Origin of the sequence: Pseudomonas frederiksbergensis (genome assembly GCF_003732275.1) — a bacterium.
In the GTDB taxonomy this organism is placed as follows: domain Bacteria; phylum Pseudomonadota; class Gammaproteobacteria; order Pseudomonadales; family Pseudomonadaceae; genus Aquipseudomonas; species Aquipseudomonas frederiksbergensis_H.
The window spans coordinates 39947-64460 of record NZ_MOBM01000017.1; the positions used below are offsets into that span (position 1 = coordinate 39947).

A 24514-nucleotide genomic window follows, 5' to 3' on the forward strand; every position below is an offset into this window, starting at 1 on the left:
CGTAAGGGCGTGCCGGTTCGATTCCGGCTTCGGGCACCAATAGTATGATTTCAGATGTTCCCGTAAACATCTGAAACCTAGAGAAACCGGCCTTGTAGCCGGTTTTTTTGTGTCTGAATATCCCCGTATGTTCCTGTACAGCCCCACGATTTAGGTATACGTTTAGGTATATATCGATTCGATATCGAGGCGTATACCTATGGCGCGCACCGTAACCCCCCTTACCGACCCCAAATGCGAGGCCGCCAAACCCCGCGCAAAGGACTACACCCTGTTCGACGGGCAAGGGCTTTTTTTGCTTGTAAGGGCCACCGGCACCAAGGTCTGGCGCTTCAAGTATAAAAAGCCAAGCGGTAAGCCTGGTCTGGCAACGTTCGGCAACTACCCGGCTCTCGGTCTGAAAGCCGCCCGCGCGCGTCGAGCCGATGCACTCGAGTTGCTGGCGCATGGCCAAGACCCCATCGAGAGCGCTAAGCAAGCAAAGATCGAGGCGGCCAATGAGGCGGGGAACACCTTTGAGGCGCTGGCCCTGGAATGGCACGCCAGCATGGCCGGCAAATGGTCGAAGGATCACGCGGTCAGGGTGCTGAAAGAGATTGAGGTTGATCTTTTCCCCATGCTGGGCAAACGTCCCGTATCCGACTTGAAAACCCGCGACCTGCTGGCCTGTCTGAAGACGGTAGAGAAGCGCGGCGCGCTTGATGTGGTTGGGCGACTGCGTCAGCGCATCGCCGGAATCATGCGAATCGCCGTTCAGCGCAACTTCATCGTATACAACCCGGCGCTTGATCTGGTGGGGGGGACTGCCACCCGCAAGACCAAACACCGCCCGGCCTTGCCCCTTGAGCGGTTGCCGGAGTTGTTGCAACGCTGCGAGGCTGACACCGGACGACCGCTTACCTGTCTTGCTGTAAGCCTCGCTTTACTGGTGTTCATTCGTTCTAGTGAGCTGCGTTTTGCTCGCTGGTCGGAGTTCGACTTTACCCGGAGCATGTGGACGATTCCCGGCGAACGGGCACCAATCGAGGGCGTCAAGAGGTCGCACCGAGGAGCCAAGATGGGGACTCCGCACCTTGTCCCGTTGTCACGCCAGACGCTTGAAGTGCTAGAGCAGATACGCCGGCTAAGCGGGCGTTTTGATCTGGTGTTGCCTGGCGATCACTACTACTGGCGGCCAATGTCGGAGAACACCGTAAACAAGTCACTGCGCCGTATGGGGTACGACACCAAGATAGAGGTTTGCGGGCACGGTTTCCGCACTATGGCCTGTTCCGCGTTGGTCGAGTCCGGCCTATGGTCGCGTGACGCGGTTGAACGGCAAATGAGCCACCAAGAGCGCAACGGCGTGCGCGCGGCCTATATCCACAAGGCTGAGCACCTGGAAGAGCGTCGGCTGATGATGACGTGGTGGGCTGACTACCTGGACGCCAACCGGGAAAAGCACATCACGCCCTATGATTTTGCACACCGGAACACTGATGTGGTGAGCGTGGAGAGGGGGCTACAAGCATGGAAATAAAAAGGGGCAAGCGATCAAAGGCACTTCCAGTATTCGACAATCAACCCGAATGGGGTACAGGTGATTTGGTCGATGAAAGCCTGTCTGATGCTGCGCGGGCAATTATCGCTGACTTGGCCGGACATCACGACGGCGATCTTCAGGAATGGTTCAAGGAAAGGCTTGGGTCCTACAGAGCGGTCATCCGCGAAACGGAAAAAGGCCCCGCGCGCCACGAAGAACTTCGCCATGTGCGGCAGGTGCAACTGCATCTTCAGGAAACGTTACGGGGGCTAAACAATCTCCCTCCTTTCGCCGAGGGTTACATCAACGACGCCTGCTGGCGAAGCCATGGGTGCTTTTTCAGCGGTGGCTTGCTTTCTGACCTTATGGCGAAGGCCGCCATGGTGTCCGATGTGTTGGACATTACCGAGCAGAAGTTGGAGGCGGCTCCAACTATTCGTGGCGTGAAGCCGAAGTATCCGCGAGATGATTTGTTGGCTGATACCGCGGACAAGCTACGGCAGTCTTCCTTAGCGAAGATGACCAAACGCAAAGCAGCAGAGCTCGCCCGAGAGCTTCTCGTTGCTGCAGGAGTCGAGGTGCCAGCGGACATTGTCGAATATGAAAAATTGATCCGACGTGCAAAAAGGGGGGAAATAAGCCTCTAACTAATCTCTTTTGAGCACTGCGACAGCAATCGGGGGTTCAACAAAAATGACTCTGTACCCGATACGGAGTCACTCAAATGCAGCCAGCAACAATTCCCCCGAAAGCTCTCATCCGTCAGCCAGCGCTCTGTCTATGGCTGGACCTGTCCCGCTCTGGCCTAGACAAACTCCGCAAGAAAGACCCGACGTTCCCGAAGCCAATTAAGGCCAACGAAAGCCGACAAGCCGCGGCTTATTACGTCTTGGCTGAGGTGGAGGCTTGGTTACGGACCAAGATTGAAGCGAGAGACGCAGTATGAGCCATTCATCATCGCTTACAGCTTCCTGGAAGCTTCGCGTAATGGCCGCCCTGCACGTTGATTTCTTCCCGTCTCCTTCTAATTGGTCCTGGCGCAAAGCCAAGCAGCGCGGGGTGTAACCCATGAAAAGTCAAAACGGCGCCCATGCGCCGGCGGGATCGGCTTGGCTGAAATCCATGATTGGGCCAGTAGCCCGGTACCTTCTTGGCGAGCCAAATGCCGCAATGAGCAAGCCGACCGAGTTTCGATTCGGAGCGCATGGCTCTTTATCCGTCGATCTGGAAAAGGGGGTATGGCACTCGCACGAAGACGGGCGCGGTGGCGGCGTATTGGATTTGATTGCCTGGAAAACCGGCATCACAAGTCGGGCTGAGCAAATGGGCTGGCTTGAGCAGCACGGCTTAAAAGAAAAGCAGCCGGCGCCATGTCCTGAAAGTCCTGATGTCCTACCGGCCAGCCGTCGCATGTCGGCTTGTTATGACTACACCGACGAGGACGGCCACGTTCTGTATCAGGTTGTCCGCTTCGAGCCAAAGGACTTTCGCCAGCGTCACCCGGACGGAAACGGCGGCTGGGTGTGGTCGGTGAAGGGCGTGCGTCAGGTTCCCTTCCATCTGCCTCAATTGCTGGGCGCACCGTGGGATACGCCAGTGTTTGTCGTGGAAGGCGAGAAGGACGTACTGCGCTTGGAATCGCTGGGACTGGTCGCAACCTGCAACACCGGCGGCGCTGGCAAGTGGCCTGATGCGCTCAACGAATTCTTCGTGCGCCGCCGCGTAGTGATTCTGGCTGATAACGATGAACCGGGACATAAGCACGCCACCAAGGTTTGTCGGGCTCTGAGTCTGGCAGAGGCCGGAGTTCGCGTGCTCTGCCTTCCAGGGCTGCTGCCGAAGGGCGACGTATCCGACTGGCTGGACGCGGGCGGCACCGTCGAGCAACTCCTGCAAATGGCGGACGCTCCCGACAATCACCAGTTCGAAGGCGACGATCAGCAGCCAGTCGAGGAACACTTCGAGCCCGGTGATGATGCTGACGAAAAACAGAGCCAGGCTTCTCTGCTGGTCAAGTTCGTGGAGCAACGCTTCGAGCTGTTCCACGATCAAAACAAGGACGTCTTCGCCAAGGATCGCACGACGGGCGAAGTGCGTAATCTAGCCGCGCGCCAGTTCCGAGATGCACTGGTCGCCGGCTTTTACTCCGACAGTGGAAGGGCGCCCCGAGATCAATCGGTCCGGGAGGCGCTGGGCACCCTGGCCGGCCTCGGCCGATTCCATGGAGACTGTCAGGAGGTACACCTGCGCACTGCCGGTGCCGCTGGTGATTACTTTCTCGACCTGGCTGTACCAGGCAGTAGTCGAGCGGTTCACATCCGGCCGGGTAAGTGGGAGATCGCCGAGTCACCCGAGGCCATGTTCGTTCGACCTGAATCCATGCAGCCGATTCCGGCTCCCGCTCCGGGTGGATCGATCGAGCAACTTTGGCACGTGGCGAACATCCCGCGCGGCTCCCGTCTGCTGGCCCTGGCTTGGCTGATCGAATGCCTGCGTCCTGATACGCCTTATCCAGTGCTAGAGCTGCTGGGCGAGCAGGGGAGTGCGAAGAGCACGACACAAACAGCACTGCGCCAGCTCATTGATCCGAACTCCTGCCCATTGCGCAGTGCACCGAAGTCGTCGGAAGACCTATTCGTTTCTGCTGGTGTGTGTGCGGTAGTGAGCCTGGAGAACGTCTCGCACTTGCCCGCAGCAACTCAGGATGCCATGTGCGTATTGGCAACCGGAGGCGGCTTTGCCAAGCGCAAGCTGTACTCGGATGCCGACGAAAGTGTTATCAGCGTGAAGCGCCCTGTCGTGCTGAATGGAATATCAGCGGCAGTCACGGCGCAAGATCTGGTGGACAGAACGATCACTATCGAGACGCCGGTTATCAGCGAGCGGCTGGAAGTGACAGACCTTTGGCGGGAACACGAAGCCGAGCGTCCGTGTTTGCTGGGGGCGCTGCTGGATATTTTCGCCAAGGCGCTGGAGTTAGTTCCGCAGATGCACATCCCCGCTGACGAGCGTCCGCGGCTGGTTGAATTCGCTCGCCTGGGTATGGCTGTCGCCGCCGCAGCGGGACATGAGCCCAAGGATTTCCTGCACGAGTTCAATTCCAGTCGGCAGGAAAGTCTGGCTCGCACCATTGACGCTAGCCCGGTAGCTGCTGCCGTAGTGGAACTGGTCGAGGCGCGTCCGCACGGAGTTACCGCCCCGGTAAAGGAGATTCTACGTACCCTGGAACAGTACCGTCCAACCGGCTGCGATTCGTGGCCGCGTTCCGCGAAGGGGCTAGGGGACGCCCTGCGACGTGCCGCTCCAGCTCTTCGGCAGATAGGCATCGAGTGCAAGCCCCTGGGTAAATCTGGGGGGACGGTGAAGTGGGGCATCGGGAGAAAGTTATCGAAGCAATGTCCTGCAAGTCCTGATGTCCTGCCAGACGATCACCCCGAGCAGGACATTGGGACTTGCAGGACTTCGAGTCGGCAACTATCCCCCGACAACACCGGTACTTCGCCGGACATGGTCTTCGATGAATCCGACGCGGAGGCCTTCTGATGAAAGTTATCGACTATCTCCGTGATCGCGGGTTCAGTGCCAAGGTGGTGGGTAACCGCTTAATCGTCTGGCCATCTATCAGGCTGACACAGGAGGAGCGCCGCTATATCAAGTTGCACCGTTTGGAGCTGATGGTCGAAGTGGCGGCCAACGATGGTGAAGCCCGACGCAGTCACTGGACAGTGTCCGTGACAGGGTACGGTCCCTTCACAATGATCGGTGAGCCAATGACTCATGCCGAAGCCTTGGTTGAAGCCCGAATGCTGTGGCCTGGCGCGCAGGTCATGTAGTGCTGAGCCCGGACAACTACCGGGCTTTATTCTTTTACGCAGTTGATTGGTGACAATTTCGCTTCTATGGGTGTTCAGGAGCTTGGCGGCAGCATCAATTTAACGGGGAGTTGTGTCCGGATTGGTAGGGACGGTCCATTTTGAATGCCGCGACTTATGTTAGGGCTGATTCTGCGGGACATGAATTCATGCCAGCTATCACTAGGGCGCGATGTGTCTACTCCCCTGAAGTATTTGCTGCTATCCACGGCCATAAGGCGAGCGTTTATTGCCGGAGTCAGATTGGCGTGGTCCAGTGCGGTGCCCCGCCGCACCGAGGCGGATGCAGCGAGCCTCGCCGTTGAGCATCTGGTGCTTGGTACTACGTTGCGGCGCGCGAGGGGACCAGACTACTAGTTGATAACTGCTTTTGTTTTGGCGTAGATTTGTCCATGTCGTTCCCTTCCAGGGGCGATGTTGGGCCAGTTCGAGTGACTTGACTGGTACCGTTTTTTGCCTTTAGGCGCAGCGGACTTCCTTTTTCATACAGGAGGCCGCCGTGGCCCATAAGTCTGTTATCAAACATCGTTCCGCTGCTTTCGATCGCCAATGTGGCCGCTGCTATTACTGCGGCTTTCAAATGTGGCGCGATACTCCTGAGGCCTTTGCCCGCATCTATGGCCTTTCCCTTCGACAGGCTAGGCACTTCCAATGCACAGCCGAGCATCTGGTCGCCAGGCAGGATGGCGGGAGAGACACCCGCTTCAACATTGCAGCCGCCTGCCTGCTGTGCAATCAGCGCCGCCATAAGCTCAAAGATGCACCTAAGCCGAAGGAATACAAGGCTCTAGTGCAGAAGAGGCTGAGCAAAGGTGGCTGGCACCCGCTCCCAGCAGGTACCCATTTATCACCGTGATCAGAAAGGCAGCCTTGACTGGCCTAGACGCGTCTATCGGTAAAAATTCGCTTACGGCAAAGCCAAGGTGTTACTGCTCAGCCTATGTCGGCGCAACGAAAGCACTGGCGATATCTTCGTCCCCAGTGCAACCGATTGAGGCCAATCGGGGGGATTGGCGTACTCGAGCAGACTGTGATGTCGAGCATAGGGTTATGCTTTTTCCCGAGCTGTTAGAAAAATGTAGATACACAGCGACAGAAAAGCTGCTGCGCTCACGACTCCTGCTATTGTCAGCATCAGAAAATTCATCTTTCACCAATGGCATAGCGTTCAGTTAAGGGGTGACCACTAGTGTAGCTTTCGGGCGTCCCGAGTGAGCGAAGCGAACGGACTTGAACCTTTTTTATGCGTCATATATTAATTATGAATATTGAGCGTGCTATCTTTTTTTGCAGGCATTTAGAGCGGCAATAGTTACTGTGCGCCTAGGGTCATCAGAGGGGTAGATGGGATGCACATGCGCTGATGCTCTAGTACCCTCAGGTGTGTCGGTGAACTCAATAACCAAGCCAATTGGAGGGGTGCCGGCGCCGTGATTTCCGGTAACAGTTACTCGATAGGACGTAGTTGTAACCTCCCAAAAAGGCCCCATTCGTGTGGCCTCGGTTTGCCAATATTTACCCACACAACGGCCCGCTTGAGTTACGTCGCCAGCTAAATACATGGTTGAAAATGGTGGTTCCTGTAGTGTCCGGGTTGCAGTTATTATTCCGACGCTGCAACCATCAAGCGCTAACAGCATAGGAAGAAAAGAAAAGAAATATCTCATTCGCATGATGCTGCTCCAGATAATTATAATTCGGCTCGACAGGTGTACCATTATAAATAGACACCAATTACTGCGATCTGCTTTCACCAGCTTGGTGGATATCATTCCTTATCCTCTCGTCTCCTCCTAACCAGACGGGGCATTGTGACAGTCGGGTGAACCGCTCAAGGGGGTTATATACCATGGACGGAAAGCCCATTCTGCTCGATAAATTCCGGTATCAGGCCAAGCATAGCTACTCATTTGCCATTGCTCCATCAACCGGAGGCTTTTGGCCGTTACCTGCCCGATTCAAAGCCCTGTTTTATGAGGCCGGCATTGTCGCCAAGTGCGAAAGGCGCGCCGCGGATGTTGAAGCCAATATCTATTGCGTCTTATTTCTCAATCCAAAGAGGCAGCTCCATCAAGGCTGCTTCAAGTGCGAGCTGGTTTTCATACATCCTTACGAAAACATCAGGTAGAGGGAGGGCTGAGCACTCATGACTTCGACTCCATTCGAAAGGCCAAAAAGTATAGCAGAAGGGCAGCCTTATTATTTCTACACTACGAGGTTTAACTATATCGAGGAGTTTTCAGTAGTACATAGCCTATGTGCACCTAGCCCAGTTGCATCACTGCGCCCTCACTGTGTTCGTCGAGGTTGGATGAATCCGGCGCCCTGCAGCCGAGTAGAGGAAAAAGATTGCGCGATGGGAATCAATCCAGCGCGTCGTCTGATTTGAGCTAATATCAAAAAAACATATTGAGAGGTGCTTGAGATGCTAATAGCTAAATTAAATGCCTTGGCAATCGAAGGCAGAGCAATGCTAGATGAGGCTAAAAGATTAGAAAAAATGCTCCCGCAAATGAAGCGTGACGGTTATGCCGCACTAAAAATGAAGTATCCTCAAATCGAACAGAGAGACTGGACAGGGTTGGTTAAGGCTTTACAGCTTGGTAAGTTGCCGGTGAATATGTTGGAAGAGGCAAATGTTATTTATGAAAAAATATCCACGTGTAAAGAGCAGGCTGAGGCGGCCAAAATGCGCGGCAAAGAACTATACGACGTCAGGGCCGCGGCCGATACTCGACGAGTTCTTGATCCGGATGTCCATCCTATTCCTGTAGGTCATTATCCAAAACTCCGGAACTGCACCCAGTATCCTCAACGAAAAGATTGTAACGTTGGCGAGTCGGAGACTGAGAAGTGGGCGCGATGCAAGTTTATGGTGCATGGAGAGAAAGATTGGCACTGTACTGCCCCCTCAAAATAATGTTTATTCGCTAGTAATTTTATAAATGAGGTGGAATAAAATGTGCGATTAAGACGAGTTTGGTAGTTTCTAGTCTGCACTTCCACCGCTCTTGGGTTAGCAGGTCAAATTCATCATCAGAGAGCGGGAGAGCCTCAAGAAGTGCCTATGGGGTGGGAAAATCGGCACTGATTTAGACATACTCCTAAGCCTCAGAGGGAAGCTTGACCTGGCGATACTCAAGTGGAAGATTCAATTTTTCTTTGAGGTATCTGAGATATCTCTCGTCCTCAGCACTCAGTGCAGTCCGACCAACCGCAACCAGCCTAACCGCTTTTTCTGGTAGCTCATTCCAGTAGTACGCGTACTCGAGTAGCTGACCAATCGCCAAGCGCAAAACCCTACGGGTGCAGAAATCTGACTTAACCTCGAAGAGGATGTTCTCCATTTCCGTTATTACGGTGACATCTACAAAATTTTCTTCGAAGACGATATTCGCCCCTGGGTATTCAATCTTCAGTTCCTCATGCAGGGCGGCCTGCATTATCCCATGCTCTGGCGAGCACTCCCGTCCCGAGCCGCCGCTCCTGAAATATCTGTCTTGAATGGGAGGAAGATTCTGTCCTTTCCGAGCCGGGCGGCGTGTATTCACCGTTTCTGGCAGGGAGGCCTCGTGATTAAGCTCAATGAGTTGATAACGGTTGTAGTGCTGCACGGGGTCCCCAGCCTCGGCAAATGTGTTGGGCGGATACCACTCAACATCTATTGGGCGAAAACGAACATTTAACACGTAAGGAGCCCATTCACCGTTCCCCAAGCCACTTCTATCGCCATCTACAGCGTCTATTTCCTCCAGCATGCGGTCATACCACCCAAGCCGTTTGTAATGATCCAAGGCTGCAATGCCTTGAGCATCATCTAGGAACTCGATATGGCGAATACGGGCTACATAACGGCGCCCATCGGGAGAAATGGTGAAGAGCACGACATCACCTGCTCGCTCACCACGTGCGAGCCGTGACTCCCAACCCTTGTTTACTCCTTGAAGAAAGCCATATTGCCAGCCACCAATTTGCCACTCGAATCGAAAAAGCCACTCCTCGTGGCCATAGCCGTGCTGTGAGGAAAAGGTATTCGATGCTTCGACTGCGCTCCTCGTGGGGAACTGCCAATTGGAGTCATTTTGACAGATGCGGGTGATATAGTTCATTACTGTCCTTGTCGTCGATTTACGGCTAATTGCCATTATTTAGAATGGCAAAAACAAAACCTCAATCCAAGTGCTATTCGAAAGCGGCTGAATTTCTTGCGGCCGACAAAGGCAACCTGGCGGTGCTTACCTGGCAGGTGGTATTGGTACATTACTGGTTCAGAAGAAATTGAATCGGGTTGAGCGCCCTGGTTTGCAGGGTGTGAGTTTCTAGTCAGTCCAATCCATCACCGAAAAAGCTGATGATTCTAGATCGTGTTCGGCAGCAATCGACCCAGAGTGTGTAAAAACGCATGCGCCGTTTTGAAGTCTGCATTGCTACGTAAAATCTGCTGGTGCTTGTGTAATCAGCAGACTAGAAATTTGCGTAGGAGCGCGATTTTTGTTCCAGCCCTGACTGTCAAACGTGTTCTAAAACGGTTTTACACAGCCTCGACCCAAAGCTGACGATGGCGAAAGACAGGAATCAGCCATAATCACACCGTAGACATGATGCACATGACTCCGTAATGTGCGCAGAAGTCATACCTCTTTACCTGGCCCGCTATGTCGCGCGTGCTAACACAATATACAGGCCGATCAGGGAGTTACACATGAGCAAGGAACGTTATCAGACACAAATGGCGTGCCCCCAAAAACTGCGTCGTCTACTAAATATTTAAATGGTATCGAAGATGAGTAACGTTCTTCAAAGTTGTCACGCTTTCAATTTCAGTGAGTCGTACTCCTACGCTGATAAAGTACGGAAGGCTATTTTCGAAAATGATTTTTCGATTGATCCAATGGATGTAGCTAGCGATTTGGAAAACCAAGTCGCCAAACCGCAAAAATGGTCTCTTTTACACGATTACATAGATCATGTAGTTCGTGATGATTTGAATTTTTACTTTCGTGGTGGTGGATGGGATTACGATGATGTACGCCCCGTATTTTCTATGCTTGACTCACACAAAATCCAATATTTAACACTTGTGCAGTATATCGAAGAGCAATTTCGAGATGATGAAACTGGGGAGACAGTATTAGTTACAGAGGGGCTTGTAGAAAAACACAAGTATGAGTATGTGTCAGAGTATCTTGAAGACAAAGCATTGAACGGTCTTGCTTCTTTAATTGTTACGGAGGTTTTCACACTGCTTTTCGCTGATCGTGAAGCAATGAAGGCCTTCAATCTAAAGATTGCTATGAGCTTGGAAAAAAGAACCCCTAGATGTACATACTGGCCCAAGTGGCTAGAGCGGGCATTATTTTGCAGAGAGAAAGGTCTTTGTGCAATTTGCAAGTCGGACTTGACTTCACTATTTCATGTGTGCGGAAAGCTTGCAATTGACCATATAGTTCCTATCGCTCTAAACGGGGTAAATGACCCGACTAATTTACAAATACTTTGTGAAAGCTGCAACGGAAAAAAAAGTGGTATTACTGTGGTTACGTCGAATTCTATGCCTGTATTTTGGTAGCCGATTTAACAACTGGCTAAAATCACTCACTTCGTTCGCTTGGGTCGTCTGAAGCCGGCCACTTAGCTTACCCGTTATGCCTAAAGAGGAAATATGGCGCACCTGAATCTAGAACAAAAATTTGAAACCCTGACACCTGCGCTGTTGTTCAAATGGTTAGCATGGATACTAGCGTTTGCAACAGGAGTCGTAGGCATGGTTTTCGCATTTTACTTTACGGAATTTAACGGGAAATTTAGCAGTCAAAACGCCGACTGGGGAACTTTTGGTGACTTTATAGGCGGCACGCTGAACCCAATACTTAGCTTCCTTGGGCTAATTGCCCTCCTGCTAACAATTGTTCTGCAAAGCAAGGAGCTTGAATCTACTAGAAAAGAACTAGAGCGCTCAGCATTAGCTCAAGAAAAATCCGAGTCGGCACTAAGCGAGCAATCGAAGACGCAAATAAAACAACAATTCGAGGGCACCTTCTTTTCATTGCTAGATCAACACAATAAAGCGTTGGAAAAAATATCAATATCAACAGGCAAGTGGACTAACGGCAGATCAGACGTTGATCTTGTCAGGGAGGCTGTTTTTGAAAGGCCAGCCTCAGATTTAGCCGGAGCCAAAGATGCTCTTGAAAAGAAAAACGGGTTATGTGGCCACTACTTCAGGGTTTTGTATCAAACATTAAAATTTATTTCAACCAATGTGCCTGATGGCCATATTGGAATAAATTTCAATGAAAGCACTATTAAAAGTGCTCAGTTTGCAAAAAACGAGAAAATGTACAGCAATATTCTCAGATCTTTCTTGAGCTATGACGTAACTCAACTTCTTGCTATAAATTGCTACTGCACCAGTACTCAAGATACATACTGGAATTTCAAGCTGCTGATAGAGCGCTATGCTTTTCTTGAACATATGCCCTTTACAATTGATAGTAAAAGCAATCAATTGCTCTTGAATACTGAACAATTTTACGATCAAGCAGCATTTGGCCAAAGCCAATTCAAGAAAAACCCGGGCGCAGCATAACGTTGATGAGGCAATTGGAGCTGTTGTCCTACAAATAGAGATCGCGAAACTTAACGAGCAGTTCATGTCGTTCGTTTGGCTAACAGGGGCGGGCTTTAGCCCGTCCCAGTGAGCGAAGCGAACGATTTGAGCACGTTGTTAGCCAACGTTACCACGGTATATTTCTGGCCGTAACCCCTAAGATATTGAAAGCACTCGTTAGTAGTGCGAACAAGAAAAGAACCCAAGGTATCAAATAATCAGGGGTTTCTTCTTTTCCTGTTAAAAATTCAAATATTTTCCAGGCCTTAAACCATAGAAAGTGGAACCATCGGTATTTTATTGTGTAGCCTCTGAAGTCATTTCCCGGCAAACGCGGTTCTCTGTAATAAGCTTGATAGCTCAAACATAATTCCCCGTACTCGTACTTCAGTTCTTGTGGGGTAGTGGAAAAGTCAACGTTGTTGTACGTGTTTATACTTTTTTCTAGCGCATAATCTTCTCGCTCTTTCTGAAAATTATTTTTTTGGTTTTTTATATAGTCTTCTCTAGCGCGTTTCTCTAGCAGCCTGTAGAGCAAGGACTCGTGCTTTCCGCTTAGGCTGGTGTTGATTGTCTTAATGACTCCATGCTTGATCATATTTCTCGAGCTCAGATAAAAGCGCCAAGCGAAGTAGAAAAGGATAGTGTGGGCAATCCATGGGAGTGCGGCTGGATTTGTGATTTCGTAATTAATAAATATAAGCCGGATAGAATCGCCAGCGGGCGCGAGCCCTAATGCCCAATACACGATGAACATCATTGAGATGAATTTAAGATTTCGAGAGTGTAAGTTAGGTTCGGTAAAGGCCATTTTGATACTTTTCCTTAAATATTTTTATGAGGGGCCGGGCTATGCAGGCTGTTCAGGTGGCTAACTGCTATTGGGTGAAATGCCATGTCGCGTTTCTTGTTGCGATGGCGTGTCGTATAACGTTCCTTGTTGTCCTGTAAGTCCTTGTCTAGCTTAGAGGTGGTCGCGGCAAACGCGACATTGCTCAGGAAGGAGCGCGACATGGATGACGGCAAGCTCTTCCGCCCTCTAGAGTCGAAAGCAGCATCAGTGACGCCACCCATTTGCCAGTATTGTGTCCACTTCTGGCCGAGGTTGTGTTAAAGCGTGTTGAACATCGAGCGCTGATCGCTTAATGATCAATTTCAACGTTCTCTTACGCAATCAGGGCGCTCCTGCTCGGTTAAATCTTAAAGATTTCGCGTAGCAACGCGGACCTCAGAACATTTGCAGAAGTGCCTCTGACAGCATGGTTGGTACGATACAAGTCAAGCCTTCGCCGCACTTGCGCGTAGAGCGGTGGTGATATCTTGCACGAGCAAGACGTCTTGGAGATTCATCAGCGCCTCTGCGCCAGGCGTTAGCCGGCCGTGTGTCAGTGCCGCGATGTCTTCCGCCAAGGCAACATGCCCAGCCGCAACCTCCTCGCTCAGCCGGCGCAGCAGCAGTTGAACAGGCTCTCCCTCTGCGAGCCTCTCGAACTCTATAAGGGCTCCGGCGAGCCTCCGCTCATCGTCCGCCCGAACCGCTTGTTCCACAACGGGACGCCCCTCCGTGCCAAGACCGAATCGGCGCAGCCCGTCGAGTTCGACGATAGAATCGAGTGCGATCTGCGCCGCTCGGGTCAGGGTGTCGTCCAGCCGGCTTATATGAAGTGCGTCGAGCCAATCATCGACGACGTACGCCGACGCAAGCAGAGTGGACACCCCCCCGACGGTCAGCCGCGAAATCGCAAGTCCACCGATGCGTGGCACGATCTGTATATGACGGCTTTCGCCTATGGCGGCACGGATGAGCGACTCCTTCTCCAGATACCAGATCAGCCAGTCGGTGGGTGATTCCATATCCACTATCGCTAGAAGTTCTAAGGTCGGCCAAGGCAAGGGGTTGTTCCAATCCGGACGAGCATGAAGTTCAAGCTCGATAGAATTTTTCTCTAGTTCAACTTTGACCTGTTGCAGGTACTTGGTAGTCCGCACCTGCAACTGGTGCTCGACGGCCATCCTGGCACGACGCAATGCGTTCCCAAGTTCGGCCCTACGGACTTCGGAGAGCCACAGTTGTGTCGGCCGTGCTTCTTGGGTACCGGCTTCTGCCGCAAGCAGGCGTAGCGATGCGATTAAGCTTTCAAGCCGTCCCAGTAATTTCTCCGGAGGAGCGCCAATGAGAGCCCAAGGTTCGCTTCGTGTTCCCTGCACGTTTTTGAGCAGGTCGCCCGCCCACATGACGAATGCGCCATACCCTTCCGGCAGTTGAGCGAAGCGTCGTAACAAGTCGCCAGAACAGTAGAACAACAGATTTTGTAACGGTGTGCTGTACTGCTCAGGGGCGCCGCCAGTCGGCGGCCCGTCCCGGGGCGGTGTAAGCGCGCGCGAAGCTTCGTGCACGTCGCCGAACCGCTCCCAGATCTTAGGCGGCGGCAGCTTACTCCGCAGCACGCCATCTACGATGCGTTCTAGTACCGGGACGAGCTGCTCCAACAATGCGTGGGCACGTTTTAAGTAATCCGTGTAGCTTTCTGTTCCGACCAACCTCGCCGCCGCTGCGGTCCAGTGTCGATTCCAATCGGGCAGCGCCGAGGGCGGCAGATTTTCGCGCAGTATGCGCTTGGTGGCGAGCGGATATCCCGGCAGGCCAGATGGAAGACTATCGGCGGCAACTGCATCGACGGCAGCAACCATTGCTGTAGGATCAAGTCCGAGCAGGCGATTGCACAGCTGCACTACCTCATCATGCACGTCCGTCTGAGCTGAGGGCGCGACGTGAAAGATGGAGCCGCGTAGCAGGCGACCTTCGAGCGCCACTTCGACCTCCACCGGGCCGGCCCATGGTGTTTCAAGCGGGACGCGGGCCAGCAAATTCTCGCAAACGTGGACGTCAGCCCAATTCGTCGCAATTTGCGGATCAATGAGTCGGGCGGCGCCTAGCAGGTCAGCAGCTTCGGTGAGGTCCAGCGTATCGAATGCGGGCCTAAGGGTGCTGAGCGCCGACCGGACGCTCTCGGGAACCTCCACGCCCACCAGTGCGCCCAAGAGCGCTCGAAGATGGATCGTATCGGCGGCGGCGAATAGCGCACTCATGGCGTCTGGAGATATTGTGGACAGAAGATTTAGCCGCGGATCGGACGCTGACCTAGTCCGTAAAACACGCACAGCTCCCTGTAGGCGTTCCGGGATTGGCAGAGATGAAAGGTCCAAGCCCGCCACGGCGAACATGACGGCCACGCAGACCTGCGTCGGCTCTAAGCCGAGCGACAATACTTCGGGCACCCAGCGCTTCAGCGTGGTCTCGACGTGGGCCTGGCCTAGGCCCGACAGAGCTGCCGCCATGACGACTGGGTCACAGTCACGTTCCAATCGTACCGCGAGCGCGTTCACGAGGGGGGCTGTTGCATCTGGAAGATGAACAATCACATAGGTAGCCAAGGCGTTTACGCTTGCGCCGTGGGCAGTGTGGACGGATTCTTCGACCGTGTGCGATAGCGTTGGCGGCGGGTGAGCATGGCAGAGGTCTAAGAGAGTCGCGGACCGGAGCTGGTGAAGGCCGCCCAATCGCCCATCCGCCAGTTCAGCTACGAGATGCTCGTCAACGAGCCGACGCTGCGCCCGGGTGAGGTCGCCTTGTGTGATGCCTAGTACACTAGGCAATCGTCCGCTTTCGATCGTGGCGCCGGCCGCGCCGGCGAGGGCCGTGACTCGGAGAATGGCCAGCTCCACGTCCCGGGTTTCTCGTAGTCGCCGGTCGACCTGCTCGCCGAGGACAATCTTGAGACGGTCACCGCGGGTCAGAATATGCGTGTACTCAAGCAGAAGTCCGTCGCTCCGACCCCACGGTTCGCGCCAGCCCGCCCAGCAGGTCTGACCTTGATCCGAAAGTCGACGCCAGATTCGTTCCGCTACCGCGTCCTCCACAGAGGGCCTGATCTCGCGAGCACGAGATCGCGAATTCAGTATGAATACATCTTCCTCTCTGATTGAGCCTAACAGCAGGATACCGCTTCCAGCGCCGGCCTCCCGGATTAAAGCATCCCAAAGACCGCCGCCCCCCCGACCGACGTCGTCCAGGACGAACCCTACCGGGGCAGCAGGTGAAGCTCTCAGCGCGCGCGCGAGGCGGGTGAGGAGGTGGGCATCAGCAGAATCGCCCCGCTTAACTTCGAACCATCGGGTTGTATGTCGAGCTGCCCGCGCGGCTTCCCACATTAGGGCGGACTTGCCGGTGCCTGATAGGCCAACGATCAAGGCTGCTCCACAGGCTTCCAACGCGGCAAGCACGGCACGGCGCGCCTCCGGCCGTTCGGCGACAAGGCCAGCGGCGAGGTGGCTGGGGCGCGTATCGACACCTTGATAGAATCTGGGATCGTCTGCGGGCGTGAGAAAATCGACGGCGTCACAGTAGCCGTAGCGAAGGGCCGCCTCCATTCCAGCCAGATCTAATATGGGCTCCATTCGACGGACACTCGTCTCTACGTCCGATACGGCCAGACCTTCAAAGCGCCCGTCCTTAACCAAGCCATTGGCATCCGCCAAGGTACCGATCTGGTTTAGCAGTTCGCCGTAGTGGACCTGTGCCGCTAGAGGCGCACAGGGCATAGTGTGACTGATGGTCGCCACCGCCACTTCAAATGGTGCCGGAGCGATCCAGACACGGGTGCGTGGTGCCAGCGTCGTCCAGCGCGGGTCGCTGCGCAGTGTTTTGGCCAAACCTGGGTGATCAGAAAGTACGTGGTCGACTGTCGGCCCCTGTGCCACAGGGCGCTCCAAGACTAGGATAAGATCGTCCGGTGTGGACGAGGCCGCTTCGGACCGGGCCCAGAGGGCCCGCACGAAGGCCACGACCTCTCCCATGGGGAACGGGCCCAAGTGGTCGCGGCGTGACTTCACTTGTGCAAAAGCAGAATTCGTCGCGCCGCGAAGTTCGTAGTCATCCTGTCCTTCGGGCATCACTTGGCCGTAGGGTAGTTCGCTGGCCCAGCACCGAACTACCAGCCAGACGCCGGCCGCATCTTGGTAGCGAAAGCCGCGACCCGCATGCGATCCGGCGCGTGACGTTACCGGTTCCGAGACACTCATTTGAAACCGCCTATATTCTGCAGCATGGCATCGAGCCCTTGCTTGGTGAGTAACGTATAGAAAGATCGTTTTGGCATAATGGCAAGGTTTAAGTCCAGTTCGGGATTTCCTGCAGAATCGACATGAGACTCCCTCCTTCATTGATATCTTTACCCGCAACTAAGTAATGCTAGTAGCTCTCTGAGTAAACATTGATCAGCGTTGCGCGGATTCAATTTTCGTCGGTAGCAACTGCGTCATGTCAATGAAGCTCCAGATGGGCTCTTTCGAGCGACCGCTTTTGGCCGCTCTCGGCCAATCACCAAAGCTGACTCTGATCACGGATGGCAATCGCCTCTAAGCTTGGTCAACCGAACCGGGGCTAGTCCAGAGCGGGCCAGCCACCTAAGTTCGATAGAGCGAAGGCACCCTTGGTCTCACCTTTATGCCGGTGGTTCGAGGCCCGCCGCTGGGCCGCATACGGCAGGGCGTGACGGATTGCTTGTTGATCTGTAACTCGCCATCGGACAACGCAACTGGGGTAGTTGGTGCTGTTCTAGCCATTGGGTAGGGGGAGGTCAAAAGTCTGGAGTCTTCGCCCGAAGGACCGATCCCTGCCCGTTTCAATCATTAATTCGTAGTTTTTTAGGAAATTACCGTCTTGGGCGAATTTGGGGGAATGCTGGAAGGTGCTGCGTCATAAGTATTAGCGTTCGCAGTATCGGTCCCCGCGCCCGAACTATTTTTCCAACTCTTCAAAACTTGCATTCCTAACCATAATCCCTAAACGGGTAGAGTAATGATGATCACAAGCGTCACCCGGCGACGGCAAAACGGGGGAGGGCGTCGGCACGATAGGCGACCGGCTGGAGGCGGAGAAGATGAGGGTACTTCCCGTTTTAGGTATACGTTTAGGTATACATACTGAGATTAATAATAGATAAATCCAGTAAAATAGCGGCCTGTAGACGGTATGTTCGACCCCGGCTTCGGCACCATCTTGCATTCCACTGAGCGCTTTTGAGTTCTTTGGAAGCCTTGAAAAACCTGCCTTCTGGCGTCGGATTCTTGTCCATTCTTCTGGAATCCAGTCATTTAGAGGGTAAAGTTAGGGGTAGTCTTTGGTTCGATTAAGGATAGTACCCTTACGTCGCGCACAACTGCTCCGCTTACCGACGCTGCTTGCCGTTTAGCCAAGCCAACAGACCGTCCCTACAAGCTTTTCGACGGCGACGGTCTCTATCTCCTAATCCAACCCAATGGCCGTAAAGGCTGGCGTCTCCGGGAGGGATTGACCTCCCTCGGCAGCTATCCTGTGATTGGCCTTGCCGATGCGCGCCAGAAGCGTTTAGATGCGAAGCGGATGCTCGCAGACGGCATTGATCCTGTTGAGAGCATGCGTAAAGCCAAAACGGAAGATGCTGGCAACGGCCGTACCTTTGAAAGCGTTGCGTTGGACTGGCACAAGAACATGTCGGCCAGATGGACACCCGACCAGCCGCCTACATTCACAAGGCAGAGTTTATTGAAGAGCGTCGATGCGATCACTACCATCTGAAAGGACACAGTGGAGAGATATCGCGCCTGAAAAGAGTCGGTTAATTGCGAAGTATTCGAGCTGTTGTGCTGACAAAAACCAGCAGAACAATCAGGCAGCCCAAAGCGAATGACAAGGTGCTTAGATGGGCGACTGCCCCAATAAATACGGGACCTATCAGAATGCCCGCGTAGCCCATCGAGATGACAGCGGGGATGGCAACCGCCTGTGGCATACGTTGTTGCCGGCCTACAGCGGTAAAGATCACTGGGACAATGTTCGAGCAGCCAGCCCCGACCAGGGCATAGCCGACCAGGGACGCGGGCCAGCCATCGATTCCAAGCGACACGAGCATGCCTGCGGCTGCGCAGAGCCCGCCTAGCGCAACTACGCGCACGCCGCCTAATTTGCTGACGATGGCGTCTCCCGTCAGGCGGCCCACGGTCATTGCAGCGGCGAAGGATGCGTAGCCCAAACCGGCGATGCTCGGCTCTAACCCTCGGTTCGAGACAAGGAAGACCGCGCTCCAGTCAAGCATTGCACCTTCAGTGAGAAATACGATGAAACAGAGCGACCCTAAAAACAGCACGATCCCCCTGGGCACCGCGAACAATGGTCCACCCCGTTCAGTGCCATAAGTCAGCAAAGCAGGCGCAGCCTTGTAAAGCGCTCCCAAAACTGTGGCAACGATACAGAGGGCAGCAATCAGTGGATCCAGGCCGAAGGTCAGTAAAGCGGTCATCGCCCCGGCGCCCAATATACCTCCGACGCTGTAAAGGCCATGGAAGCCGGACTGAAGTGCCTGCCCGCTGTTTTTCTCGACGATGACGGACTGTATGTTCATGGCGCAATCAAGCATGCCCATGCTGGCGCCGAAGATAATGACAGCTATCACCAGGCCAGGCAGCCAAACCACGGTGCTCAAAAGCGGAAGAACGGCACACAGTGCAATAGTTGCCCAGATGACGACCGGTCGGCATCCATAGTGCGCAGTGAGATATCCAGCAAAGAGCATGGCTACAATAGATCCACCGCCAAGGCCGAGAAGCAGCAACCCCAAGCCCCCATCGTCCAAACCAACGCGTGCCTTTACCAATGGAACCAGAGGCGCCCAAGCGGACATGAGTAAGCCCGCGATGAGGAAGGCAATGCGTGTAGACATCCGCTCGCTGTAGTTAGCCGTCGGTATCAACACTGACGATGGAGCACTCATAATTCTCGGTAATCCTTATCGATGATGTTAACCATCATTTGCTCGGCTTAGACTTTGCGGATTTCTTTGGTTTTTTGCGTGCTTGCGTTTCGGAAAACTAACGCCTGCGCTCATACGTCGCTCTATAGCTACTTGGCGCTACGCCAAAGAAGTCACGAAAGCGCATATGGAAGTTGGCGAAACTGCAAAAGCCGGTCGCGATCGCGATATCGGTGATCGGCCGATTGCTCTGCAGAATAAGCTGCCGCGCTCGAGTCAAGCGCAGCTCAAGGTAGTAGCGTGTGGGCGTGGCACCCACGAAACGGCAGAAGCGACGCTCCAATTGTCGTCGGGAAATGTTCACACACTCAGCCAGTTCGTCGATCGATAAGGGCTCTTCGATGTTCTTTTGCATCAGTTCTAAAGCGAGCTTCAGGGTTTGTGGCAAGGTGGGGTCAGAGTCAACGATGACAGTCGATATCCCAGAGACTTCAGTGGTTTGATCACAACTGAGTATTTCCTCGACAGCATGGGTCAGCGACACGCCTTGTTTAGCGGTGATGAGCTCCAGCATCATGCGTAACGAGCTGCTGGCGCCAGCGCACGTGATACGGTTTCTGTCTATTACGTGAGTTCGACAAGAGACCAGGACTTTGGGGAAAACATCCTCCATCATCGCTCGTCCATCTGGATGGAAGGCGCACTCGACACCGTCCATTAGCTGAGCTTCCGCCAGGAAAAATGCACCGTTCCACAAACCGCCCATGGTCGCGCCAAGAGAGGCGACGTTACGTAGCTTGCGCCGTAATAGAGGATCGCTGATCAGCTTTACTCGCAAACCACCGGCGACGATGAGAACGTCGATACGATCCGGTAGTTGTGATAGCTCCAGGTCTGCTGAAATCGCAATTCCCAGATCGCTCATTACCAGACGGCTCTTGATGCCGACAGTCAACACCTCAAACGCCGGTGTCTGGCTAATCAGGTTGGCGGTCACCAGCGCATCGATAGCGCCGGTAAACGACATCATCGAGAAATTGTTCAAAAGCACGAAAGCTACACGAGTCACCGCCTGCGGATTTATTGGTTTTTCCGCCGTATAGGAGTACCCCATGTTTTTGTCTTTGAGCACGCTCTCGAATACGAATGGCATAAATCCTCTTTGACACCTGAACGAATAGCTAAGAACACATTGCGGAATCTAGGCAGCGGTTTTTGGAGCGGACAACAACAAATTAAAGAATGATTGGCAGTCATCACTACCGGGCAATGCTTCCACACTGTTTTTGATGGCATTGCTGAGCGTGGTCCCCAGGCTGTCATCAGCCAGTAAATGGTACTTGGCAGTGAGTTCGTCGCTCGACATAGGGTTGCCGGGGTCGCCTTTGGCCGTCGCGGTCGGGCTAGTAAGACGTGTGCCGTCTTTCAGGGTAATTGTGACGCGGGAGAGAATCTCCTCCGGAAATCTGGAGGACAAATCTGGCGCCTCATGAAGGGTTATTTTCTCGCTGATACTCAAGATGTCTTGCGCATGAATGGAATCCCCTGTGACCTCTTTAGGCCCCAGCTTCCCGCGAACGATCAAGGCAGCCAGCGGGAACGCTAGCGCATACTGGGCCTCGTCCGCATTCTTCGGAAAATGCCCCTGCAAGCACACAGACTCATGGAATGTCTCGACATTTATGGTCTCGATCAACTCCGCTGTGATGATTGGATACGCTCGCATCAAATCGGTCATGGCCGTGAGTGCCGGTTGCGCCCAGCGACATACTGGCCAAGGCTTGAAATATTGCTCATCGATTTCCCAACGGGTTCCGATGTCCTGCCAGAAAGTGGAAATCTCCAAAGGTTCAACGGTGGCGGCTGGAGCGCCGGTGACACCTATCTGTGCCATCAATAGAGCGTTCAGTCCGGCATACGCCCCGGCACCGTGGGCATCACGCAACATCGATGGAAAGCTCACCAGGCGCATCATCGGACACCTCGGGCCAAAGTATTCCGCGATACCCAGTGCATGACGGAACGTCGTTTCATCAAGCTTCAGCAGGCGGGCACCGGCGCAAACGACCCCGATCCCGGAAAAGGCACCTGAGGCATGATATTCAGAGGCAGTGGCCATCAATGCCTGGCCCGCCCGCAACGCGGTCTCGTAACCGATGCACAGTGCGCAGAGGAACTCTTCGCCGCTGATGTCTTTGCCCTGACTGCGATACGCGTCTACCAATGCAACAATGGCCGGGACAACGGTTGCGCCCGCATGCCCCTTGGATGTGAAGTGACCTTCATGTGCATCCAGACTGTCAACGCAGAAACCGCCTGCATACGCGGCGCCCAATGGATGTACGGCTCTGCCGTCGAACCAAAGGCGGCTGGACAGCTTGTTGGCGGCGTAGTGGGTGTCAGCGTAGGTTTTGAGCATTGCGCTGGTTTGATTGTCGCGAGCACCGGCGGCCACGCCAATGATGTCGAGCAGGCAAGTTTTAATTAACTCGCGTGTATGTAGGGGCGCTTCCTGGTAACTGAAATTCTGGACGAATGAATACAACTGCATTTCATGATTCCTGAATGATGAACGCCGAAACAGATGAAAAAGTTGCCCGGGGAAGGGCAACTTTTTATGCAGATTTAAATGAAGGGACTATTTTTTTGCGGTGGTGGTATTAGCCGCTGCTCGTGCGTCTGCCAGCCAGCTGTCGTATTTCGCGCGATGGGCCGTGATCCATTCTTTCGCGTGACGAGTAATGTCGGCTGCACTTTTTTCACCATTGTGCATTTTGAGATTTTGCGCGCTTTCATCGTCGGTAGTGATCTGCATTTCAGAAAGGTACTTCACGGCCGCCGGGTTTTTCTCAGCGAACTCTTTGTTGATGACCGCTCTGACAGTGTCTACCGCGAAACCAAGGTTTTTACCATTGAAGGTAGTGTTGGTATCGTTTTTGCCACCAGGAAGATCCGTACGCGGCACGGTTAACCAAACCACATCTTTACCTTCGACCAGAACACCGGAGATCCACTGGGGTACCCAGGTGTAATAGAGAATCGGCTTGCCTTCTTTGTAACGAGCAATGGTGTCGGCCATCAGGGCAAAATAGGAGCCCTGGTTATTGGAAACGGTTTTTTCCAAGCCATAGGCTTTCATATGGTGGGCAATGATCAGCTCGCAGCCCCAGCCGGGGTTGCAACCTGTCAGGTCCGCTTTACCGTCGCCATTACTATCGAACAGCTTGGCGATCTCTGGCTTTTTCAAATCATCGATAGAGGTGATGTGATACTCGTCAGCCGTTTTCTTATCGATCATGTAGCCCTGTAGTACGCCCGGCATAATATTGCCGGTTTTCACCATCGTTTCATCACCGCCGGCCTTCGCGTAGAAAGATTTGTGTAGCTCCTCCCACAGATGAACCGAGAAATCAGCGTCACCATTGGCAATTGCAATCATCATGGTGGAGTACTCGGTTTCCTTAGGAGTCTCAACGTCGTAGCCCAATTCCTTGAGACCCGCCATTGCGATCTCTCCGCGAAATCGCTCTTCGGCAATTGAAGGGAAAATTGGGGTGATCGAGACCCCTTTTCCGGGCTCCTGCGCTGTGGCGGCTGATGCGAAAACAGGGGAAACCGCTAGTACTAAAAGCGCCACAGAGTGAATGAATTTCTGTTTTATTCCGAAGGATGTGAAGTTCATTATCGTTTGCCTTGGCTGGATTAAAGAAGTTGGCATTTTTTGGTTCACGACGTGCCGCTTAACGGAGTTAGCTCTCTTTGGGACTGACTTCTATTTTCGTAACAGCGTTTTTTCTCTTCAGACGATAAATGACACCCGCCGGGCCCGTCTGGTACCAGTGCTCACCTTTGGTTGCCCTGTTACTGCGTTCGCCCATTGCCTGGGTCAGTCGGTCGAGGAAAATCGCCAGCAATACCAGCCCCAATCCACCGACGGTTGCCAAGCCCATATCAAGGCGGCCAATCCCGCGCAGTACCATCATTCCCAACCCGCCAACCGAGATCATTGATGCGATCACCACCATGGAAAGTGACAACATTAATGCCTGATTCAGCCCCGCCATGATCGTCGGTGCAGCTAAAGGAAGTTGAACTCGCCTCAGCATTTGGCGTGGGGTGCATCCGAAAGCGCGGGCTGCTTCAACCTTGTCCTCCGGTACCTGGCGAATTCCCAGATTGGTGAGCCTGACCAGTGGTGCTACCGAAAAGATGATCGTAACCAGTACTCCCGGTACGTTGCCGATACCAAACAGCATCACCACGGGTACCAGATAAACAAATGCAGGCAGTGTTTGCATTGCATCGAGTACCGGCCGCAGAAGCATTTCCAGTCGGTCACTCCGGGCACACAGGACGCCCAACGGTATGCCAATAACTGCACAAAAAAACAGTGAAGTGAGTACCAGGGCGAGGGTGATCATGGCGTCATTCCATACACCGATCACTCCTAAGAGGGTGAGGGTGACGAAACAAAGTATTCCTATCTTCTTCCCTCCTACCTGCCAGCCGACGAGTGTTGCAATAATAATGAATATTGACGGGGGAATAGCCAACAATCCGAACTGAATACCATTAAGTACTTGGTCGATTGGCCATCTTATAGAGCGGAAAACCTCGCGGAAATTATGAACCAGAAAATTCAGGGCAACTTCTACCCATTGGCCCAAAGGGACGTTGATGGATTGAAATGGGTCTAGAAAATTGAATTCGTTCATGTAAT

At 53.5% G+C, this 24514-nt stretch carries 18 protein-coding genes and 1 pseudogene; 10 read left to right on the top strand and 9 right to left on the bottom strand.

Going from position 1 to position 24514, the window contains the following annotated elements:
• Positions 1-199 precede the first annotated feature (199 nt).
• From BK662_RS13450 to BK662_RS13470, 5 genes are all read left to right on the top strand, one after another.
• A complete protein-coding gene (locus tag BK662_RS13450) occupies positions 200-1519 on the top strand; it encodes a tyrosine-type recombinase/integrase (RefSeq protein WP_063321340.1) in 1320 nt (439 codons plus the stop codon).
• On the top strand, positions 1510-2169 hold the full coding sequence (locus BK662_RS13455; protein WP_123358466.1) for a hypothetical protein: 660 nt from the start codon (positions 1510-1512) through the stop codon (positions 2167-2169). The genes BK662_RS13450 and BK662_RS13455 overlap by 10 nt, the downstream gene beginning before the upstream one ends.
• Before the next feature lie 77 nt (positions 2170-2246).
• The gene (locus BK662_RS35280; RefSeq protein ID WP_063321337.1) at positions 2247-2468 is read left to right on the top strand and encodes a helix-turn-helix transcriptional regulator; all 222 of its coding nucleotides are present in this window, start codon (positions 2247-2249) and stop codon (positions 2466-2468) included.
• A 122-nt stretch (positions 2469-2590) separates the two neighbouring features.
• Entirely contained in the window at positions 2591-5065 is a 2475-nt protein-coding gene (locus tag BK662_RS13465; RefSeq protein ID WP_259695913.1) for an AICE element replication initiation protein, read from the top strand.
• On the top strand, positions 5065-5355 hold the full coding sequence (locus BK662_RS13470; protein WP_063321336.1) for a hypothetical protein: 291 nt from the start codon (positions 5065-5067) through the stop codon (positions 5353-5355). Before BK662_RS13465 ends, BK662_RS13470 begins: the two co-directional genes overlap by 1 nt.
• A gap of 361 nt (positions 5356-5716) precedes the next feature.
• On the opposite strand, the gene BK662_RS35285 is transcribed toward BK662_RS13470, so the two are convergent.
• Positions 5717-6142: a hypothetical protein gene (locus BK662_RS35285; protein WP_259695919.1), complete on the bottom strand. Its 426-nt coding sequence runs from the start codon at positions 6140-6142 to the stop codon at positions 5717-5719.
• On the opposite strand from BK662_RS35285, the gene BK662_RS35290 reads away from it, so the two are divergent.
• Complete coding sequence (locus BK662_RS35290; protein ID WP_259695918.1) at positions 6062-6250, top strand: HNH endonuclease; 189 nt, start codon at positions 6062-6064, stop codon at positions 6248-6250. The genes BK662_RS35285 and BK662_RS35290 overlap by 81 nt on opposite strands.
• A 1569-nt stretch (positions 6251-7819) precedes the next feature.
• Positions 7820-8314, top strand: a complete 495-nt coding sequence (locus BK662_RS13480) for a hypothetical protein (RefSeq protein ID WP_123358468.1) — start codon at positions 7820-7822, stop codon at positions 8312-8314.
• A 184-nt stretch (positions 8315-8498) separates the two neighbouring features.
• Here BK662_RS13480 and BK662_RS13485 read toward each other — a convergent pair whose 3' ends face one another.
• Positions 8499-9503 carry a hypothetical protein gene (locus BK662_RS13485; RefSeq protein ID WP_123358469.1) on the bottom strand — a complete coding sequence of 335 codons (1005 nt, stop codon included), beginning with the start codon at positions 9501-9503 and terminating at the stop codon, positions 8499-8501.
• Positions 9504-10177: 674 nt separating this feature from the next.
• Here BK662_RS13485 and BK662_RS13490 point away from each other — a divergent pair.
• Together BK662_RS13490 and BK662_RS13495 are read left to right on the top strand one after the other, a co-directional pair.
• Positions 10178-10963 carry an HNH endonuclease gene (locus BK662_RS13490; protein WP_185047124.1) on the top strand — a complete coding sequence of 262 codons (786 nt, stop codon included), beginning with the start codon at positions 10178-10180 and terminating at the stop codon, positions 10961-10963.
• Between the two features lie 93 nt (positions 10964-11056).
• Complete coding sequence (locus BK662_RS13495; protein WP_123358471.1) at positions 11057-11983, top strand: putative phage abortive infection protein; 927 nt, start codon at positions 11057-11059, stop codon at positions 11981-11983.
• A gap of 148 nt (positions 11984-12131) precedes the next feature.
• Here BK662_RS13495 and BK662_RS13500 read toward each other — a convergent pair whose 3' ends face one another.
• On the bottom strand, positions 12132-12815 hold the full coding sequence (locus BK662_RS13500) for a hypothetical protein (RefSeq protein WP_123358472.1): 684 nt from the start codon (positions 12813-12815) through the stop codon (positions 12132-12134).
• Positions 12816-13282: 467 nt separating this feature from the next.
• Entirely contained in the window at positions 13283-16957 is a 3675-nt protein-coding gene (locus BK662_RS13510) for a hypothetical protein (RefSeq protein ID WP_148057933.1), read from the bottom strand.
• A gap of 1237 nt (positions 16958-18194) precedes the next feature.
• On the opposite strand from BK662_RS13510, the pseudogene BK662_RS13515 reads away from it, so the two are divergent.
• Positions 18195-18572 (top strand): annotated as a pseudogene (locus BK662_RS13515) (Arm DNA-binding domain-containing protein); the annotation flags it as partial.
• A 91-nt stretch (positions 18573-18663) separates the two neighbouring features.
• On the opposite strand, the gene BK662_RS13520 reads toward BK662_RS13515, so the two are convergent.
• The 5 genes from BK662_RS13520 to proW all read right to left on the bottom strand — a co-directional run bounded on the left by BK662_RS13520 (position 18664) and on the right by proW (position 24509).
• The gene (locus BK662_RS13520) at positions 18664-19815 is read right to left on the bottom strand and encodes an MFS transporter (protein ID WP_123358474.1); all 1152 of its coding nucleotides are present in this window, start codon (positions 19813-19815) and stop codon (positions 18664-18666) included.
• 97 nt (positions 19816-19912) lie between these two features.
• Positions 19913-20947 (bottom strand): GlxA family transcriptional regulator, encoded by a 1035-nt coding sequence (locus BK662_RS13525; protein WP_123358475.1) that lies wholly within the window; start codon positions 20945-20947, stop codon positions 19913-19915.
• 48 nt (positions 20948-20995) lie between these two features.
• On the bottom strand, positions 20996-22345 hold the full coding sequence (locus BK662_RS13530; RefSeq protein ID WP_123358476.1) for an MmgE/PrpD family protein: 1350 nt from the start codon (positions 22343-22345) through the stop codon (positions 20996-20998).
• Positions 22346-22432: 87 nt separating this feature from the next.
• Positions 22433-23476 carry a glycine betaine/L-proline ABC transporter substrate-binding protein ProX gene (gene proX, locus BK662_RS13535; RefSeq protein ID WP_185047125.1) on the bottom strand — a complete coding sequence of 348 codons (1044 nt, stop codon included), beginning with the start codon at positions 23474-23476 and terminating at the stop codon, positions 22433-22435.
• A 67-nt stretch (positions 23477-23543) separates the two neighbouring features.
• Entirely contained in the window at positions 23544-24509 is a 966-nt protein-coding gene (gene proW, locus BK662_RS13540; RefSeq protein ID WP_259695914.1) for a glycine betaine/L-proline ABC transporter permease ProW, read from the bottom strand.
• Positions 24510-24514 lie beyond the last annotated feature (5 nt).

What these genes read in the sequence shown, in the direction of transcription:
- BK662_RS13450 (WP_063321340.1), top strand. Translation starts at nt 200, where the DNA reads ATGGCGCGCACCGTAACCCCCCTTACCGACCCCAAATGCGAGGCCGCC.
- BK662_RS13455 (WP_123358466.1), top strand. Translation starts at nt 1,510, where the DNA reads ATGGAAATAAAAAGGGGCAAGCGATCAAAGGCACTTCCAGTATTCGAC.
- BK662_RS35280 (WP_063321337.1), top strand. Translation starts at nt 2,247, where the DNA reads ATGCAGCCAGCAACAATTCCCCCGAAAGCTCTCATCCGTCAGCCAGCG.
- BK662_RS13465 (WP_259695913.1), top strand. Translation starts at nt 2,591, where the DNA reads ATGAAAAGTCAAAACGGCGCCCATGCGCCGGCGGGATCGGCTTGGCTG.
- BK662_RS13470 (WP_063321336.1), top strand. Translation starts at nt 5,065, where the DNA reads ATGAAAGTTATCGACTATCTCCGTGATCGCGGGTTCAGTGCCAAGGTG.
- BK662_RS35285 (WP_259695919.1), bottom strand. Translation starts at nt 6,142, where the DNA reads ATGGCGGCGCTGATTGCACAGCAGGCAGGCGGCTGCAATGTTGAAGCG.
- BK662_RS13480 (WP_123358468.1), top strand. Translation starts at nt 7,820, where the DNA reads ATGCTAATAGCTAAATTAAATGCCTTGGCAATCGAAGGCAGAGCAATG.
- BK662_RS13485 (WP_123358469.1), bottom strand. Translation starts at nt 9,503, where the DNA reads ATGAACTATATCACCCGCATCTGTCAAAATGACTCCAATTGGCAGTTC.
- BK662_RS13490 (WP_185047124.1), top strand. Translation starts at nt 10,178, where the DNA reads ATGAGTAACGTTCTTCAAAGTTGTCACGCTTTCAATTTCAGTGAGTCG.
- BK662_RS13495 (WP_123358471.1), top strand. Translation starts at nt 11,057, where the DNA reads ATGGCGCACCTGAATCTAGAACAAAAATTTGAAACCCTGACACCTGCG.
- BK662_RS13500 (WP_123358472.1), bottom strand. Translation starts at nt 12,815, where the DNA reads ATGGCCTTTACCGAACCTAACTTACACTCTCGAAATCTTAAATTCATC.
- BK662_RS13510 (WP_148057933.1), bottom strand. Translation starts at nt 16,957, where the DNA reads ATGCCCGAAGGACAGGATGACTACGAACTTCGCGGCGCGACGAATTCT.
- BK662_RS13520 (WP_123358474.1), bottom strand. Translation starts at nt 19,815, where the DNA reads ATGAGTGCTCCATCGTCAGTGTTGATACCGACGGCTAACTACAGCGAG.
- BK662_RS13525 (WP_123358475.1), bottom strand. Translation starts at nt 20,947, where the DNA reads ATGCCATTCGTATTCGAGAGCGTGCTCAAAGACAAAAACATGGGGTAC.
- BK662_RS13530 (WP_123358476.1), bottom strand. Translation starts at nt 22,345, where the DNA reads ATGCAGTTGTATTCATTCGTCCAGAATTTCAGTTACCAGGAAGCGCCC.
- proX (WP_185047125.1), bottom strand. Translation starts at nt 23,476, where the DNA reads ATGAACTTCACATCCTTCGGAATAAAACAGAAATTCATTCACTCTGTG.
- proW (WP_259695914.1), bottom strand. Translation starts at nt 24,509, where the DNA reads ATGAACGAATTCAATTTTCTAGACCCATTTCAATCCATCAACGTCCCT.